The 20,322-nt window shown below is 37.8% G+C and carries 8 protein-coding genes; all 8 read left to right on the forward strand.

All coding sequences use genetic code 11. The annotated features are described in order from the left end of the window. Nucleotides 1-24 precede the first annotated feature (24 nt). The 8 genes from MR062_RS00640 to MR062_RS00675 all read left to right on the forward strand — a co-directional run bounded on the left by MR062_RS00640 (nt 25) and on the right by MR062_RS00675 (nt 20,224). Nucleotides 25-3,258, forward strand: a complete 3,234-nt coding sequence (locus MR062_RS00640; RefSeq protein WP_242202119.1) for a SusC/RagA family TonB-linked outer membrane protein — start codon at nt 25-27, stop codon at nt 3,256-3,258. Nucleotides 3,259-3,270: 12 nt separating this feature from the next. After that, nucleotides 3,271-5,079, forward strand: coding sequence for a RagB/SusD family nutrient uptake outer membrane protein (locus MR062_RS00645; RefSeq protein WP_242202120.1), 1,809 nt, complete (start codon nt 3,271-3,273; stop codon nt 5,077-5,079). Between the two features lie 28 nt (nt 5,080-5,107). Continuing rightward, nucleotides 5,108-6,091 carry a LamG-like jellyroll fold domain-containing protein gene (locus MR062_RS00650; protein WP_242202121.1) on the forward strand — a complete coding sequence of 328 codons (984 nt, stop codon included), beginning with the start codon at nt 5,108-5,110 and terminating at the stop codon, nt 6,089-6,091. 285 nt (nt 6,092-6,376) lie between these two features. Next, nucleotides 6,377-7,966: an arylsulfatase gene (locus MR062_RS00655; protein WP_242202122.1), complete on the forward strand. Its 1,590-nt coding sequence runs from the start codon at nt 6,377-6,379 to the stop codon at nt 7,964-7,966. A 490-nt stretch (nt 7,967-8,456) separates the two neighbouring features. Then, entirely contained in the window at nt 8,457-9,548 is a 1,092-nt protein-coding gene (locus tag MR062_RS00660; protein ID WP_242202123.1) for a glycoside hydrolase family protein, read from the forward strand. 101 nt (nt 9,549-9,649) lie between these two features. Continuing rightward, entirely contained in the window at nt 9,650-10,975 is a 1,326-nt protein-coding gene (locus MR062_RS00665) for a sulfatase family protein (protein ID WP_242202124.1), read from the forward strand. Nucleotides 10,976-12,325: 1,350 nt separating this feature from the next. Next, the gene (locus tag MR062_RS00670; protein WP_242202125.1) at nt 12,326-14,221 is read left to right on the forward strand and encodes a LamG-like jellyroll fold domain-containing protein; all 1,896 of its coding nucleotides are present in this window, start codon (nt 12,326-12,328) and stop codon (nt 14,219-14,221) included. Between the two features lie 627 nt (nt 14,222-14,848). Beyond that, a complete protein-coding gene (locus MR062_RS00675; RefSeq protein ID WP_242202126.1) occupies nt 14,849-20,224 on the forward strand; it encodes a PKD domain-containing protein in 5,376 nt (1,791 codons plus the stop codon). Nucleotides 20,225-20,322: the final 98 nt, after the last annotated feature.

Consider the following 20,322-nt stretch of genomic DNA (forward strand, 5'->3'; position numbering starts at 1 on the left):
GAATACTAAATCAATCTTTAAATTATGAAAAGAATACTAACATTAAAACTTTTAGGGATTCTGATGTTGTTCAGTACAGTGGTACATGCGCAACAGAAAACTGTTGAAGGAAAGGTGACCGACGAAACAGGATTTCCACTGGCGGGAGCTACGGTAGTAGTTAAAGGAACAACTACGGGAGCTTCGGCAGACTTTGACGGGAAATACTCCTTAACTGTAGATGAAAATGCGGTTATTGTAGTATCTTTTGTTGGGTATGTTACCCAAGAATTATCTGTGGCCGGAAAAACCACAATAAATGTAACCTTACAGGAGGATGTTTCTAAACTGGATGAGGTTGTGGTTGTTGGTTTTGGTACGCAAAAAAAAGCAAATGTAACTGGAGCTAATTCATTTGTGAAAATGGATGCAATTATAGCAGACAGACCAATAACCAATGCAGCTGAAGCATTACAAGGTGTTGCTTCAGGTTTGCAGGTGACTGTAGGTTCTGGTCAGCCAGGTTCTGAAAATGTGTCTTTAAATATTCGTGGTGTTAATTCTTTAAATGGAGGTTCTCCTTTAGTTTTAATTAACAACGTACAAGGAAGTCTTAATGACGTTAACCCACAAGATATTGAATCTATCTCTGTATTAAAAGATGCGGCTGCATCATCTATTTATGGTGCAAGAGCAGCTTTTGGTGTAATTTTAGTTACTACAAAAACAGGAAAGAAAAACCAGAAAGTTAAGTTTGATTATAATATAACAACTAGTATTTCTGCGCCTTCAGATTTGCCTGTAAAAGCTACGACGAAGCAGTTTGTTCAATCGTTAAATTTCTGGGGAGAAAACAGCTATTTTGCTGGTCAGAATGTAAGTGACTGGTTAGGTTATATCAATCAGTACGAGACCAATCCTAGTGCATTAAATTTGGTAAAAGATCCTGTTACAGGAGCTACTTACCCTATTCATTTTGATGGGGCGCAGTACTATCCATTGGCAGACAGTGATAACTTTGGTGATTTTATAGATACATTCGGATATTCTACAATCCATAACTTTTCTGTAAGTGGTGGTGGTGAAAAAGTAGCTTACCGATTAAACACGGGGTATAGTTACCAAGACGGTGTCATGGTTACCAATAAAGACTCTTATAAAAAGTATAACGTCAATGCCTATATATCTGCAGATATTTCAGATAATTTAACATCAACAAGTAATGTGTTATTTCGTTCAAGTATTCAATCACGTCCCAATGCAAGATATTCACAAGCAGTAGGAGCTAGAATGTTCGACCCATCAGAAGGTTATTTTGATGATGGTTCTGGTGTTATTTTGCCTTTTGGTTCTCCTGCTAATTACGCTAAGTTTAGTACTCCTAATAGGAGAGAGGACGATAACTTAAGATTGTTCCAAAAGTTAGATTGGAGCCCAGTTAAAAATTTGAAACTAACTGGAGAGTATACATTTGAGAAGAATTATATTACTAATAGAAACATTGATGAGGGACAACGTTATTACAGTACATTTAGGTTCAACCCATCGACATCTGTAGATAATGCACAACGTAGCACGAGTATTTCTAGAAATCAAACAAATAGAATATATAATGCACTTAACCTCTATGTTAATTATAATTTGACTTTAGGAGCTAACCACAATTTTAAATTGTTAGCAGGTTTAAACAGAGAATCACAAAAACAAGACTTTTTCTTTGCTACAGCTAGAGATCTAATTGATCCAGTAGTTACGCCTTCTTTAAACCTAAACTTTGATGATAGTAATGTGTCTGTTGGTGATGGGTTTCAAGATTGGGCAGTAGTAGGTTATTTTTCTAGATTTAACTACAACTATAAAGAAAAGTATTTTATAGAAGGAAATTTGCGTTACGATGGATCTTCTCGTTTTGCTGAAGGAGATCGTTTTGTATGGTTGCCATCTGCTTCTGCGGGTTGGAACGTTACCAAAGAGGCATTCATGGACAACCTAGATTTCATATCGTTATTAAAATTAAGGGCTTCTTATGGTGTAATAGGAAATCAATCTCATCCAGATTTTTATCCAACAATACCAGGTTACGAAGATTATACGACTCGTTGGACTAATTTAGACACAGATCAACGATATTTAACATTTCGTCCAGCTCAGTTAATTAGTGCTGGATTTACATGGGAAAATGTGGTTACTCAAAATATTGGTATAGATTTCGGTCTCTTTAAGAATAGACTAAGTGGATCTTTTGATTATTATATTAGAGATACGGAAGATATCTTAGGTCCCGGAGTTCAATTACCTTCTGTGTTAGGAGCACTACCTCCAGAACAAAATGCTAGAGACATTCGTACTGACGGTTGGGAATTTGAATTAGGTTGGAATGACAAAGTAGGAGATTTTTCGTACGGCATCAATGTGAATGTCTTTGATAATCAAACTGAAGTTACTCGATTTGACAATCCATCAAAAAACCTTTCACAATTTTTTGAAGGTGCAATTATAGGTGATATTTGGGGTTATGTAACCGAAGGGTATTATACAGTAGACGATTTTGTAGATGGCACTTTAAATGCAGACCTTTCAGGTGATAATAGACAATTAAAGACAGGAGTAGCATATATTGAAAATGCACCAACCCCATACCCTGGAGATATTAAGTATAGAGATCTAGATGGTGATGGTATCATTACTAATGGTAACAGTACAGCAGATTACGACGTAGATGCTAATGGTAACATAATCCCTAATACAGGTCCTGGAGACCGAAAAGTAATAGGTAATAGTAGAAAACGTTACCAATTTGGTGTTAATGGTTATGTTGAATACAAAGGATTCGATTTTTCATTCGTATTGAGCGGTGTTGGAAAAGAGGATGGCTGGAGAGATTCAGATTTAATTTTCCCTTACCGATCTGTATTCGATAACATCTATGCGTATCAATTGGATTATTGGACACCAGACAATCAGGATGCTTATTTCCCAAGGATTTATGGTAATGCTGCTGCAGGAAACTTAGATAGTAACTACGGAAGAAGCAGACGTGTACAAACAAAATACTTACATGATGAAAGTTATTTGAGAATTCAAAATATCACTTTAGGATATAGTTTGCCAAACGACTTTTTAAAGCGATTAAAAATTAATAAATTTAGAGTATTTGTTTCAGGTAACAACTTGTTTACCTTCGATAATTTACCTAAAGGTTTAGATCCAGACCAAGGTTCAGATGGGGCATACCCTATCATGCGTCAGTTTTCTGCTGGTTTAAATCTGTCATTCTAAAAAAAAGATATTATGAAAAATTTAAAACACATTTCACTTTTACTGGTAGCTTTAGTTACTATGATATCTTGTGATAAAGATTTCTTAGATAGAGCGCCTCAAGATGAGCTTTCTAAAGCTACTATATTTAGTACTTACAGTAATATTAAGTTATATGCTTGGGGGTTTTATGACTTTTTGGAAAGTTTTCCCACTTCAACAAGTTGGGCAGCTACTCGCGATTTACTAGCCGATTTAATGCAAAATGGTAACTCGTCTGTTAACCCTGGTTACTTAAATCAAGAGTATGATATACCAACTGTAGACAGTAGATACTCTACTAGACGAGTCAACGATCTTCCCGTAGGGCCTTATGTAAATATTAATCGCGTTAATATTATGTTAGATGCACTCCCTGATTCACAATTGTTAGATGAAGATAAAGAACACTGGAGAGGTGTAGGTTTGTTTTTTAGAGCCCACGAGTATTTTGGTATGCTACAAATATTTGGAAGTGTACCATGGATTGAAAACTCATTAACCGATCAAGATCTAGAAGAGTTAAATAAACCTAGGGATACAAGAGATTTAGTAGCCTCAAATATTTTAAGAGATCTAAATGAAGCCGTAGCTACTATCAAAACTAATGGGGATGGTCCAAATACAATTAACCCAGACGTAGCAAGAGCTTTACTAGCGCGTTTTGCTTTATTTGAAGGTACTTGGCGTAAATACCATAGTTTAGGTGATGCCAATACCTATTTGCAAGCAGCTGTTGATGCTTCTACTTTTTTAGTAAATAAGTATCCTTCAATAATGGATAACTATGATGCCGTATATAATTCATTAGACTTAGCTGGAGAGCCAGGTATATTATTGTACAGGCACTATGTTATTGATGAACTAACACACTGGGGAAGTACTAATACGCGTTCTACAAATAACAAATATGATATAACTCGTAAAGGTATAGACATGTTCTTAACTGTTGATGGTAAACCAATTTACAATTCAAGTAACACCTTATTTCAAGGAGATCAAGACCATTATGCTGAGTTTAGAAATAGAGATACACGTATTTTAACCATGACACCACCACCATATAAAATAAATGGTAATGGAACCCAAACATGGACGCATACAGGGAACCCTGCAGATGCTGAGTGGTTTGGTAAAGTGGCCGCAGTAACTGGTGGGTATCCTTCAAAGGAATTGCCAGATAGAAACTGGTCTGGACGTGTTACCGATAGAGTTCCTAATTTTGAGAGATTAACACCAACTCAAACAGGAAATGGATATAGATTCTGGAAAATCTATAATGATCTTAACGATAGAGTATCTTCTCGAGATATTAACGACCAACCTATCTTTAGAATGGGAGAAATATTCTTAATAAATGCTGAAGCAAAGTTTGAATTAGGTCAATTTACTCAAGCTGATGCTGATGCCACTATCAATAAGTTAAGAGCTCGTGGAGGTGTTGCTCCTATGGATGTAGCTGCAATTACTTCAGATTGGGACCCTAATAGAGACCCTTCTGTTGATCCTGTATTATGGGAAATAAGAAGAGAGCGTGCTATCGAATTAATGGGTGATGGTTTTAGACGAGAAGATTTAAGACGTTGGAAGAAAATGGAATATGCTACCGAGGTAAAACTAGGGCGTTGGGTAAATCAATTAGATTACAATGTGACACTGCCAATTCAAAATGGAGCGGCATCTGGTTATGTACAGTTAATTCCTGCTACACCACCAGCATTCCCAGAGCACTATTATTTGTTCCCTTTACCTTCGGATGAGTTACTTATTAATCCTAACTTAGAACAAAACCCAGGTTGGTAATAGCAATTAATTTAAAAAAAACATAAAAATGAAGTTATTTAAAACATACACTATAATTGCATTTGCAGCGATTATAACCTTAAATTTGAGCTCGTGCGATAAGTTTGATGGCGATTTTGCTCTTGAAAAAGAGATAAATGAAGAATTACTACCTTCAGTAGACTTTAGTGCTTCAACAACTTCTATTTTTCAATTTGAAACAATAGATTTTGCCTCAGCAACTGCTAATGAAGGAGATTTATATAGCTGGACTTTCTTTGGTGGCAGCCCTGGTTCTAGTACTGTTCCTAATGTTTCCGTTAAGTACACAGTTAGAGGAACTTATCCTGTTTCATTAAAAATCAGAAATGAATTTGGCGCTAATGAAGTAGTTAAGGAGGGATATGTTACGGTTGAAGGTGAGCCTTTAGACCCAGCTGTAAGGGTGCGTTTGAATTTTGAACAAAATTTATTTGAAGAATATTCAGAGCAAATAGTAAGCTATGGTGGCACACCAGCTTATGAAGCAGGTAAGGTTAATGATTTTGGCTTTACGTTTGATGGGAGCAATAGTATTACCATACCTGGATATACAGGTATTAACGGTACGGCAGATAGAACAGTTGCTGTTTGGATAAAAAGCTCGGCCTCTGCAAATTCTTGTGTTGCCCACTGGGGGGCAAGTGGTTTAGGTAGTAGAGCTACCTTTAGGATGACACCAAATAATATGCGTTTTGAGTATGCTGGGGGAGGAATAACAGGATCAACAAAAATCAATGATGGTCAATGGCACCATATTGCATACACTATTAAGGACAATTTAGTCACACTTTATGTAGATGGAGCAGTAGATGCAACACACGCAGCTAATGGTTATTTTACAAATAGAGGGGGTACAGGAAATGCAGGAGAAACAGAAGTGGAAATAGGGTCTCAATTAGGTAAACTTTTTTATTCTGGCGCAATGGATAATGTGTTGATATATAACAGAGCTTTAACAACTGCAGAAATAGCTGAGTTAGCTGGGATATAATAAACTTATTATCTATACATAAAAAGCACAGTCCTTTTTTAGGTAATTGTAGAATAATTATTTGAGTTAGTATAAAAAGATGTTTATCGATTTACAAATGTAAGAAGGTAAGCATCTTTTTTAATTTGTAAATCAATTAGGTGCTGATAAAAAAATACCAAATCTAGAAACTAGGTTTGGTTTTATTGAGTTTATTTTGACGAATTAGCCAACCTTAAATTAGCGAATACAAACACCCATATTAGATTTAAAAATATTAAGTTAGTAAAGTAAATAATATATTCCATGAATTATAAAAATCAACATTTCTTTAAAATCTTAACCATAGCTGTATTGCTAGTGTTTAGTTTCTCTTGCAAGCCAAAACAAAATATACAAGAGGAGAAAACACAGGTAAAACCTAATATCATCTATATTTTAGCAGATGATTTAGGTTATGGTGAACTTGGTGCCTATGGGCAGGAAAAAATAGAAACACCAAACATCGATGCTTTAGCAAAAAGTGGTATGCTTTTCACCCAGCACTACACAAGTGCTCCAGTTTGCGCTCCTGCTAGGTACATGTTGTTAACAGGAAAGCATTCTGGGCATGCCTATATAAGAGGAAATGATGAATGGAGCGAGCGTGGTGAAGTTTGGAATTATCGAAAAGCCATTTTAGATTCAACATTAGAGGGGCAACGCCCAATACCTAAAAATACTTTATTATTCCCTAAAAAACTACAAGAAAGTGGATATGCCACAGGAATGGTTGGTAAGTGGGGCTTAGGAGCGCCAAATACAGTAGCTATACCAACTAAAATGGGTTTCGATTTCTTTTTTGGATATAATTGTCAGCGACAAGCACATACCTATTATCCCGTTCATTTATATAAAAATGAAAAACGGGTACATTTAAATAACGACACTATTAGGCCATCAAGAAAATTATTAAAAGATGCTGATCCAAATGATTCTGAGAGCTATAAGGATTATACGCTTAATGAATATACACCAGATCTCATGTTCAATGAAATGTTAGGGTTTATTGATAGAGAAAAAGAAAATCCTTTTTTCTTTTATTGGGCAACTCCAATACCACATACGCCTATCCAAGCTCCTCAAAGATGGGTAGATTATTATAAAAAGAAATTTGGTGAAGAAGAACCTTATCTAGGCCAAATGGGGTATTACCCACATCAAAATCCAAGGGCAGGATATGCAGCAATGATATCTTATTTAGATGAAAATGTTGGAAAGCTGGTGCAATATCTAAAAGATAATGGTCTTTACGACAACACATTGATTATGTTTTCTTCTGATAATGGTGTAACCTATGCTGGTGGTGTAGATGGTGAATTCTTTAACAGTTCGGGAGTTTTCGGGGAAGAAATGGGTAAAGCCAAAGGTTTTGTTTATGAAGGCGGAATCCGTGTGCCAATGATTACCTCTTGGCCTGGGCATATTAAACCAGGGACTATCAGTAACTTAGTTTCTGCTCAGTACGATGTTATGGCAACATTATCTGATATTGTTGGTTTTGATGCGCCTCAGGATACCGATGGTTTGAGCTTTTTGCCAACCCTTAAAGGAGAAGATAACAACCAAAAAGAGCATGATTTTCTATTCTGGGAATATCCAGAATATGGAGGGCAGGTAGCGATTAGAATGGGAGATTGGAAAGTGGTGCGCCATAACCTAAAAAACAAAAAGAAAGAACCAACCTTAGAGCTGTATAACCTTAAGGAAGACCCTTCTGAAACCAATAATATTGCCGATAAACACCCAGAAATCATCAAAAAGGCTGAAGCTATTTTTGCTAACGAGCATCAAAATGCAGAAGTAGAACGTTTTAGAATTCCGCTTATTGAAAATGGTTTAACAAGCAATCCTTAAAAACATGGATTTTTTTTTCTAAAGTTTATGGTGATTAAGTTTAAATAAATGATTAAGAAACACATAGTAAGAGTTTTAAATTTTTATAGACAATTGTTTCTATATCTATCAAGGAAGATCTAAAAAATATTATTATTCAATAGTTTTGTTAAAAAAGTACGATATCTGTAGCTTTAAATAACGAATATTGGTGTTTTGCTTAAAAAATCCCCTCCCCATTTTTTGATTAAAAATTACCCGATATTTTCAGAGCGTAAGTAGTATTTTGGACATCACTAATCAAATAATTTCTAAATTATGCTAACCACTACTACAAAGTTTTTTAAAATCTCACTTTTAATTATTTTGTGTTTTTGGGCCTCTTTTGGGTCGGCACAAAAATACAAAGACATGATGGACGACGTTAAATACAATGTCTATGATGTTATTGAAGAAGGTAAGGCATATTTTAAAAATAGGGATAAACATATAAATTCTATAAAACGAGCAAATGAATAAACAAAGTCTAATATTGGCCTTTCTTTTAGGTTTGGTGTTGTTGTCATGTGGGAAAAAAAAGAAAATAGTAAAGCAGGCTTCCATAAGCAATATAACTAAGGGATTGGATTTAAGCAAACTTATCCAGCCCGTGCCTTTCCATTCTGTACTTAAAGATCCTAACAATTATGTATGGGGAGCTTCCATGGTAGAAGGAGAAGACCAAAAATACCATATTTACTATTCAACATGGCCTAAGTCTGAAGGATTTGGAGGGTGGCTGGACCATTCTGTAATTGCACATGCGATTGCCGATGCTCCGGAAGGCCCCTATAAACACAAAGAGGTGATATTGAAGGGGTTTAGCAAGGGGCACTGGAACGAACAATCCGCGCATAACCCTCATATTAAAAAGTTTGGCAACAAGTATTACCTATACTTTATTTCCCATGTAAATGAAGATTTTGGGAAAGGCTCAAAAAAAGAGAACCATCGTTGGGGGCAACGAATAGGTGTAGCCGTTGCAGACGACCCTAATGGACCGTGGGCGGTTAGTAAATCTCCGCTAATCGAATATCAGGAAGGAAAAGGGGCAGAAGGGTATATGGTGAACCCTAGTGTTTGCCAAAAACCAGATGGTTCCTTTCTAATGATTTTTAAAACCCGATCGAATACCCCGGAGCTTAAAGACCGAATGATTCAATGCATGGCAACTTCCTTAAGCCCAGACGGTCCTTTTACCATTGCAGAGAATCCCATCCTTACAGATAAAGAGGCTGAAGATCCCTTTTTGTGGTTTCAGGATAAAATGTATTATGCCATATTAGATGACCAACGAGGGCTCTATACTGGAAGCCATGGGTTAGCCCTGTTTATTTCAGAAGATGGTGAGAATTGGCAAGCAGCAGAAACCCCAAATGTTATGGAACCTAAAATCACTTGGGAAGATGGTACTGTAAGTGAATTGAAGTATTTAGAAAGGCCTCAGGTATGGTTCAATAAAGAAGGCAAACCCGCTATGCTTTTTTGCGCTGCTCAATTTAAAAAAACCGAAAGCGATGTTAACCTATCGTTTAACGTGCACATTCCGATTAAAACAAATTGAATTAACAAAACTGCCTCTAAGACAGGTTTAAAAAAATATATATAATGCTAACTATTGTATCTGAAATGATTAGTGAAGTAGTCTCAATTAAAAAACAAAAAATGAAAATATTCAAATTTTTTATCGCCCTTAATGGCTTTATCATTTTTAGTGCCTGTGGCCAAAAGGATATCCAAACCCCAAATGTCATTATTATCTATACGGATGATATGGGCTATGGAGACTTAAGCTGCTTTGGCAATCCTACTATTCATACTCCCCATTTGGATAAAATGGCCACAGAAGGGATAAAGCTTTCCCAGTTCTATGTGGCTGCGCCCGTGTGTACTCCTTCCAGGGCTGCACTAATGACTGGATCTTACCCAAAGCGGGTAGGCCTTGAAAAAGGTGTTCTGTACCCTTCGTCTACGACTGGGCTTAACCCAGAAGAACAGACTTTGGCCGAGATTTTAAAGGAAAAGAACTATTTAACAGCCTGTATTGGCAAATGGCATCTGGGGCACCAGGAAAAATTCCTGCCACATAACCAAGGTTTCGATGAGTTTTTCGGGATTCCATTTAGCAATGATATGAGCAAAAAAGAGCAGGAGTATATGGGGAGGAATAATTATAAGTGGCGCTTGCCCCTGTTATCCCAATCGGACACACTGGAACTGGATCCTGACCAGACCACGCTAACGAAGAGGCTGACGGAAAAAGCGGTGAGCTTTATAAAGAAAGGAAAGAAAACCCCATTCTTTCTGTATTTGGCGCATCCCATGCCACATATTCCCATTTATGCTTCAGATAAGTTCAAGAACACTAGCGTAAGGGGACCTTATGGAGATACCATAGAGGAGATTGACTGGAGTGTGGGACAAATTTTGAAAACATTAAAGGAGCAAGGAATTGATAACAATACGCTTGTTATCTTTACTTCAGACAATGGCCCTTGGAAAATCAATAAGACTGAAGGGGGGGCCTCTGGTCCATTAAGAGGAGCTAAAGGGACTACATGGGAAGGTGGACAAAGGGTGCCGTGCATTGTTAGATGGCCGGGAAAAATTCCAGCTGGAACCATGCAGCGCCAAGTTATTACCAATATGGATATACTGCCTACTGTTGCGAGTTTCTGTGGAGCCGAACTTTCAGAGAAGAAGGTTGACGGGCGCAATGTTTCCAGAATACTTATAGAAGTTGACGAACAATTGGATGACTATCCGTTTTTGTATTATTCTAAAAATGGAAAGCTTGAAGGGATAAGAGATGGAAAATACAAGCTTTTATTACTAGATGAAGACATATTTCTTTTCGATGTTGAGAGCGATATATCAGAGGTCTATAATTTGGCCGATACAGATCCGGATAAAGTAATCATGCTTAAAGAAAAAATGAAAAGAATAGATTCTTTATTAGCAACAGAAAGGAGAAAGGTAGGAAACCTTTAAGTAATATAGAACAGCGGTCAACTTCTCATGGTTCTCGTCATGGCTTTGCTACTCAAGCGATGCCTTACAGGCCATTTGCGGCACTTATCACTAAGGCCAAACAAAGGTTGGAAGAGCCTTCAAAAACACAAACAGGTAAAAAATACTCCCTAATAAAAAGCAGTTTCCTATATTGGAATCTGATGGTCTTTTTTAAAGCCTGTTTAAATTTGTATGGCTTCTGTCTTTGTATATGTGCTATAAGTTTAGACATTGGTTATTCTTATGGTCAAAAGGCACAGGTAAGCAATGGAGTGATAAAGGAAAATTACCATACAATGACCTTAAGTTCCAGTCTCGAGGATTTATGGTTTAAAGAAGAAAGTATGATTGATCATTCTTAATTAATTTTCTTTATTAGTATAAAAAGGGAAAAATATGGTACAAGTGTGCAAAGGTGTGTTATTAAATTGTATTGTTAATATTAAAAAAGAGCAATATCCGAATGTGTAATGTACAACAACTTTTTCTTAAAGTTTCCATTATATAATTGTTCTCAAATCTTGACTATTTTGCCTACCGTGGAGGGACAGATCCCTTTTGTATAAAAAAAAGGTTGAAAGATAGTCTTGTTTGAGCAGGGGAGTATAATATTTGGAATTTTCAAATTTAAAAACCAATAAACTTTGGATTAATTTGTGCTTTATAATACCATAGAAGATTAAATTATATCTTCGAAGTTCTTTTTGTGGTTATGGTGTGCAATTAGGTGTGCATAAACAAATGAAAGTTATATAATAGTAGTAAAAATAAGGGGTAGGAGCGGTTTAAGTCAGGCCTGTCGCGATTGCAAAAGAAGCCTGATACAAAGTAGTGTTGGTTTTTTTTGTAGTACAAACCCAATACCATTTGAGTTTGTAGCCTTGTCAGAGCGTAGTCGAAGCGAAGTGTTATTTCAGATTCTAATTAACGTAAATCTTGTTTAAGGATTCTGGGTGTCACTTCGTGTGAAATTCTGGAAGGATTTTGTATCGAGAAGCTTGTTTAGTCAAAAAATTACTTGCTTTCGATATGGTTTTTTAAATAAACACTTAAACTAAAATACATTTTCTTATCCTAGATTCATGTTAATTAATATTAAAACGAACACCTGGTTTTAATAAGTTTTTCTTGCTCATTTTGAGTTTAAAAAAGTAACGTTTTAACGATAAGAATGGTTGTGCAATCCTTTTATCCCTTGTTTTGGCTTTTTATCTGTAACATAAGGGTTTGTCGTAAATATATCCCCTGTTTTAACCGAAAAAATCGACTCTATTTCTTCTTTTCGCTAAGTAATTTTAAGCAATCTAACTATTCTAAAAACCATAAACAATGAAAACAAAATTACTTTTAGTATTAGCTTTATTTACAGGTACCATAGTGTTTGGTCAAACTATAGAAGCTAAATATGAATTTGGGACCAATGGTGATTTAACAGACGCCTCAGGTAATGGAAGAACCCTTACCAAAATGGGTAGTGCTCTTAAAACTTTTGTAACGGACAACGATAGTAATGTAGAGAGTGCTTTCGATGCGCAAGATGCTACAGGTGAATACCTGGTGGCTACAGGTTATAAGGGTATTGCAGGCAATGGAGCTAGAACAGTAGCGGCTTGGATAAACCTAAGAGCAGGAACAAACAGAAGAACTATTGCTTCATGGGGTGTTAATGCATCGGGACAAATGTTTAACGTCATGATAGAGGTGGGGAAAATACGTGTTGAAGGTGGTACATCAAGTCTTTTAAGTGCAGGGACGGTGCCCAATAGTTCATGGCACCATGTGGCCGTGACCTTCGACCCTAATGATAATGGAGGACAATTGTCTTCTTGTAAGATGTACATCGATGGAGTCTTACAAGTTGAAGGAAGTAATTATAATGGAACTACGGTATTAAATACCGATACAGCTACCAACGATGTTCGAATAGGAGAGGCTGTTTATGGGACAGGTCACTTTTATAGAGGGGAATTAAATGATGTGGTTATTTATTCGGGAGCCTTAACGAATACTGAAATAGCGACTTTAGCTGGCGTGACTGTAACCGCACCGGTTGCAAATTTTAGTGTAAGCAATACTTCACCTAGTGAGGGGGAAATGGTTGAGTTTACAGATGCTTCTACTGGGGATGCTGCCACGTCATGGACTTGGGATTTTGGATCGGCCGATGCTGTTGGCGATCGAACGGCTCAAAATCCGGTAGTATCTTATCCCACAGCAGGGGCTTATACGGTTACATTAACGGCAAGTAATGCAGGAGGAAGTGACGATGAGGTTAAGACAGACTATATAACGGTATCGGCTGGTTCCGGAACAGGAGATTTACAAGCGCACTATAATTTTGATGGTAATACAAACGATGCTTCTTCGTATGGCAGGAATTTAACGGTTACAGGATCTTTTGTGCCCAGCTATGAAGCCGACGCCAATGCTAATGCTTCCAGTGCCTTGACGACATCTGGGGTATATGCAGACCATCTAATAACAGGTTATCCAGGTATAGGTGCAGGTAATGCCCGCTCGGTAACGGCTTGGTTTAAAACTACTGGAACTGGTAGGGAACCTATAGTATCTTGTGGAATCGATGCTCCAGGAAAAATGTTCAATGTCATGATTGATAATGGAGTGCCCAGAATAGAAGGGGGAACCTCATCATTAAAAACATCGGATACTGGGTTGAATGATGGGACCTGGCACCATATAGCGGTGACCTTTGATCCTAATGACGGGGATAAATTAGCAAACTGCAAGATTTATGTCGATGGTGCGTTAAGTACCAATGAGGCAGATGCTGGAACATCATATAATTCAGAAACCGTGGTTATAAATACAGACATTACAACCAACTTTTTAAAAGTAGCTTCTACAGTGTATAGTACTTATGCATTTGACGGCGCTTTGGATGATGTACGTATGTATTCCAATGCGCTTACTGCTGGGGAGGTTACTTCGGTTTATAACAGACAAACCTTATCGGTAAAAGGGAATGTTGAAGTTAGTACGATTAGTGTATATCCAACGCGTATATCAAGGCTTTTAAACGTAAAAGCTAAAACCAACAATGCTTTAGGTGTTGAGGTTTATAATATGCTTGGTCGTTTGGTAATAGAAAAGGTAATTAATCAAAACGAGACAGCATTAGATGTGTCTGCTCTTGCTACAGGATTATATATTGTTAAAGTGACATCTGGAGTTCAAGCTTCAACAGTAAAAGTAATAAAGCAGTAAACTGCTTTTAAAGAACCTTCTTGGGTTAATAGCGTTATTCCCATTTTCAGTATGTTATAGTACTGAATTTGGGAATATTTTTTTTAAGATACACGTTGTACATTTTGTGGCCAACTCATTCTAAAAATGTCAGTTCGAGTGATTTTTTGATAAAAAAATCGTATCGAGATCAATTTCAATAATTAAAACCCTTGTCTGTCTATCGGCTGGCAGGTTCTCGATAGTTCTGCTAAGTTTATCGAAGTACAAATTTCACTCATTTCAAAAGTAAACTTCATTCGAACCAGCCTATCGGACGGACTGGTTGACAGAACTTTTTCAAAAAGCACAACGAGTTTATAAGATACAAGGCTATTTCCTTAAAAGATAGTCATTTGTGTCAGTTTAGGGCTTAGCCAAATTAAGGTGGGACTTGGATAAGTAAGAGTTTTTGATTTTTATTTCTTTTTTGCACGACTTTATCTACGAGATCTGCTTTCTAACAAAATATCCCCCCTCTTTTAACTGAAAAAACCAGCTTTTTATTTTAAGATTTCGTTATAGTTTTAACATTTAAAATATTAAATAATAAAAGTAACCACTCAGTAAATTAATTAATAGCAAAAAAAACAAAGTAAATCAAAGATTATGAAAAAACAGTTATTTTTAAGTGTTAGCTTCGTGTTGCTCATAGCGGCACTTCTGTTATGGCAGAAACCATTAAGTACATTTGGTGCATCCCATGCTAGAATTGGGGAGGGTGTCCAGCATCCTCATTATTTAGATATGATGGAGGATCTGTCCTGTAACGTTTATGATGTTATAGCTGCCGGTGAGGCGTATTTTAAAGACAAGGATAAAGGTAAGGGAACTGGTTATAAGCAGTTCCGTAGGTGGGTCATGCTCAACGAAGATCAGTTTTACCCCAGTGGTGATCGTACGCGATATAACCCTTTCTTGCCTTTTGAGATTAGAGGGCAGTACGGATTGGAAAACGTAACACCAGCTAGTCGTCCAACATTCGAAGGGGCCACAACCGCAACCATGGTAGCAAACAGTTGGGGAGAAATGGGACCAAATGTAGAACTTAAGATGTTGTATAATAATACTCGAAATGGTAATGGTAGGGTCGATGCCATTTGGGTAAACCCCTCCGATGAAAATCATATCTATATAGGCTGCCGAGGTGGAGGTTTTTGGAAAACTACCGATGGCGGGCTTAATTGGACTCCTAAGACCGATCAACTGGGGATTACAGGAGTAAGAAGTATAGCGGTAAATCCCTCCAACGTGAATGAAGTATATATATCTACGAATATAGGTTCATTGAGCACCTTTTATAGTATGGGGATTTTTAAATCTACCAATGGAGGAGATACCTGGAGCGCCACAGGCTATACCTTGGATATAGTTACAGATTTAACGAAAGTCCATAAAGTAATTATTGATCCGTCAAACCCTCAAATTTTATTTGCAGCAACTTCAAATGGGTTAATAAGAACAGTAGATGGATTTCAAACCTATTCTACGGTGCTTACAGGGCAAATAAATGATGTTGAGTTTAAACCAGGGGATAGTAATACAGTTTATGCTTCTAATGATACAGATAAAACTTTGTATAAAAGTACCAATGGAGGTGCAAGTTTTACGAGTACAGGACTAACAACACCCGCCAAAATGCAAATAGCTATAACCCCTGCAGCACCTAATAATGTATATGTGTCCGCTAAAAACTATTTTACTAAATCGACAAATAGTGGAACTAGTTTTACGCAAGGCGGATCACCCGATGGAGGTACTGGACAGTATGGAGGGTTTGGAGTTTCAGATACCGATGCAAATTTAATTATTAATGGAAGTTTGGATACTTACCGATCCACTAATGGGGGAACAAGTTTTACTAAAGTCACCAATTGGGTTTATGGCAATTCTACCGGGATTGGTGGTAACTTTGTGCATGCCGATAATAGGCAAGTTGTGGTTGTAAATGGTAATATCTATATGGGTACCGATGGTTGGTTGGTAAAGAGTGTTGATGGAGGCCTTAATTATAGTGTATTGACATTTAATATGGGCAATCATGAGATTTATGAGCATGGTTTGGGAGTATCTCAAGCAGATGATAATACACTGGTAGTAGGAACACAAGATAATGGTACCAGTATTTTGTACGATGGTGTATGGCGTCATTGGAGGGGTGGCGATGGAGGTACCAGTGTAGCAGACTATTCTAATATCAACGTGTTTTATTGCTCACTTTATAATGGCGATTTTAAACGTACAGATAATGCTGCTGCTACAGGTATTGGAACAGATTTAGGCGATACCAAGCCAGGTACTTTGCCTCCATTGGTACAGCACCCTACAGACCCCAATACCCTATTTTTGGGAGAAGGTAGTGGCCAAGTTTGGAAGTCAACAAACAAAGGGGGAGCTTGGACTACTATAGCAAATTTAGGGGTAGCCGATGTAATAGATGAATTGGCTGTGGCGCCTTCCGACGGGCAAGTGCTTTATACCTCGGTGAAGAACCGAATTTGGAAAACTGCCAACGGGGGTACCAATTGGACGGAGATTACAGGGACTTTACCTAACCTAGTAATTAAAGGGATAGCCATCGATTATAATAATCCAGACCATGTGGTAGTTTGCCATGCAGGCTATTCAGATGGCGATAAAGTTTTTGAAACAAGCAATGGTGGTAGCAGTTGGGCTAATATATCTACTGGTTTGCCTAATTTAACCACTCATGATGTGGTGTTTGAGAACGTTGCAGAAGATGGACTATATGTCGGAACAGATGTAGGGGTGTATTACCGGGATAATGTTACTAGCAGTTGGTCGCTTTATGGTATTGGATTGCCAAATTGTACAGTTACCGATTTGGAGATCCAGCATAATACAGGATACCTATATGTGGCTACTTGGGGTAGAGGTGTATGGAAAGTGTTATTGAATAACTTTGTGCCACAAGCCCCAGTAGCAAACTTAACGTCTAACATAACTAATGTTGAAGAAGGTGGTGCAGTAAATTTTTCAGATGCATCATCAGGAGCGCCTACATCATGGTCGTGGTCATTCCCTGGAGGTACCCCAAGTACAAGTACGATACAAAACCCCTCGGTAAGCTATGCAACGGCAGGTACCTATAGTGTAACATTAACGGCTACCAATGCGCAAGGCAGTGATATAGTAACTAAAACAAATTATATCACGGTTTTTCCGCCTAACGATCTAAAGGCACATTATAAATTCGATGGAGGGCTAACGGATGCTTCGGTCTATGGGGTAGACTTAACCGATAGCGGTTCAACATCCTATCCAGGAACTTATGAGGCAGATCATAACGGTAATGTGTCTAGTGCGGTAATAACAGGAGGAGCGTCAAGTTATTTGAGTAATACCCAAAATTTCCCTATTTCTGGAAATACGGATCGTACGGTTATGGCTTGGGTAAAGAGCTCTACCTTGGCTTATCAAGGCATTGTATGCTTGGGGGAAACCACGCCTAATTATCATAAGTTTTCAGTGATAATAAATGGAGCAGGGCTATTAAGAACTGAAGTGGCGGGTACAGGTTTATCTGGTGCTACTACCGTAGCCGATGGTACATGGCACCATGTGGCTGTAACATATGGTTACGATTCTGGTTCTGGTAATGGAACCATAAAGTTATATGTAGATGGTGTTGAGGATGCTATGGCTAGTAATACAACGTGGGGAGGCATCTCAACAGACCCTTCTTCTGTTGTAGTGGGTAATGAGAAGTTTAGTGTGGGATCAAGAGGGTTTGTGGGTACTTTAGATGATGTGCGCATTTATTCTAAGGTTTTAACAGCTCAGGAAGTTAGTGCTGTGATGAATGAAAATTCGGGAACTTTGCCTACTGCAGATTTTACATCCAATGTAACCTCAGTGACCGAAGGCGGAACGGTTAATTTTACCGATAGCTCTACTAATACACCAACCTCATGGTCCTGGACTTTTGCGGGAGGTACACCAGGTACAAGTACAGCTCAAAATCCAAGTGTGGTGTATAATACTTCAGGAACCTACGATGTGACACTTACGGCAACCAATGCAGCAGGAAATGATGTAATTACCAAAACGGGCTATATTACAGTAACGGTTCCAGCACCGGTGGCCAATTTTACATCCGATGTGACTACGGTGACAGAAGGAGGAACGGTTAATTTTACCGATAACTCTACCAATACACCAACCTCATGGTCCTGGACTTTTGCGGGAGGTACACCAGGTACAAGTACAGCTCAAAATCCAAGTGTAGTGTATAATACTTCAGGAACCTACGATGTGACACTTACGGCAACCAATGCAGCAGGAAATGATGTAATTACCAAAATGGGCTATATTACAGTAACGGTTCCAGCACCGGTGGCCAATTTTACATCCGATGTGACTACGGTGACAGAAGGAGGAACGGTTAATTTTACCGATAGTTCTACCAATACACCAACCTCATGGTCCTGGACTTTTTCAGGGGGTACCCCAAGTACCAGTACGGTCCAAAACCCAAGTGTAGTTTACAATACTGCCGGAACCTACGATGTAGCGCTTACGGCGACCAATGCAGAAGGAAGCGATGTTATGACAAAAGTAGGATTTATAACTGTAACAACTTCTGCTTCGGGAACTCTACAGGCTCACTATTTATTTGATGGTAATTTTACCGATAGCTCACCCTATGCAAGAGATGGAGTTAATTCTGGAGTAACCTTTGTAACGGATGCAACAAAGGGAAGCGTAGCCGATTTTGATGGAACCGATAGGGTTTCTATACCACAATATTCTGGTGTATTAGGGGTTGGAGATCGCAGCATTACGGGGTGGATTAAAACCACAACAACAAATAAGGCTATAATGTCCTGGGGTGCAGCAGCTACCTCTACAAAATGGGTGTTTATGCAAAATACATCTGGTCTTCTTCGAGTTGAAATTGGTGGAGGATATATTGTGGGGTCTACTAATGTGGCCGATGGACAGTGGCATCATGTGGCCTGTACATTTGCTGATGATGGCACACCAAATATCCAGGATGCGAGATTATATGTAGATGGACAGCTTGAAGTCAATTCATTGGTTGGTGCTGTTGCGGTAAATACAACCGATGGTGGTGATGTGAAAATAGGGGATGATCAAAATCTAAGAAAGTTTATTGGTCAAATGAGTGATATACGTTTGTATTCTGAGGCCTTGACGGCCCAAGATATAGCAAATATGGTTCCAGCGCCCACGTGTAGTAATGTCATATCCGATGATTTTGAAGGCGGATTTGGAAATTGGAATGATGGAGGACAAAATGCTTCTTTAGATAGTGGCAATGCTAATTCAGGAATATATAGTATTAGGTTGAAAGGGGGTAATAGTAGCTCTAATATGTATTCCAATAATTTGGATTTATCATCGTATAGTACAGTTTCGTTTAGTCTGTCGTTTGTTTCTGATAAAGTGGATAATGGAGAAAGTGTAGTATTGGAAATGTCAACTAACGGAGGAGGAACATATAGCAATGTAAAAACCTGGATAGAGGGAACAGATTTTAATGATGGAGTACGGTTGAATGATGCTTTTGATATAACAAATACTTTTAGTGCAACTACGGTATTTAGATTGCGCTCAACGTTTTCCCAAAGTAATGAGTCGGTTTATATTGATGATGTTTTAATCCAAGACTGCTCGGGTTCATCGGCTAAATCGGGAGGAAATAAAACTAGTATAGTTGCTATCGGCCAAGACAATAATGATATGCAAACAACAAAAATAAAACTGTATCCTAATCCTGTGTCAGATAGATTGATCATTTCTTTACAGGGAGCAACCGATTTAAACAGCGATGTTTTAGTTGTGGTTTATACCTTGTCTGGAAAACAAATTAAAGTGGATAAGGTATTAAATGCTAATGATAAAATTGAGCTTGATACAAGCCGCTTTGCACGTGGAATATACATGGTTGCGGTTAATGTCTCTGGAACAATGAAATATTTTAAAGTAGTAAAGCAATAAGCGTTTAAAGAACCTTTTTAGGATTAATGGCGGTATTCCCAAATTTGGTGTTTTATAACACCGAGTTTGGGAATTTTTATTATGGGAAAGTGACTATT

Source organism: Aestuariivivens insulae (assembly GCF_022662195.1).
Classification (GTDB): Bacteria; Bacteroidota; Bacteroidia; order Flavobacteriales; family Flavobacteriaceae; genus Aestuariivivens; species Aestuariivivens insulae.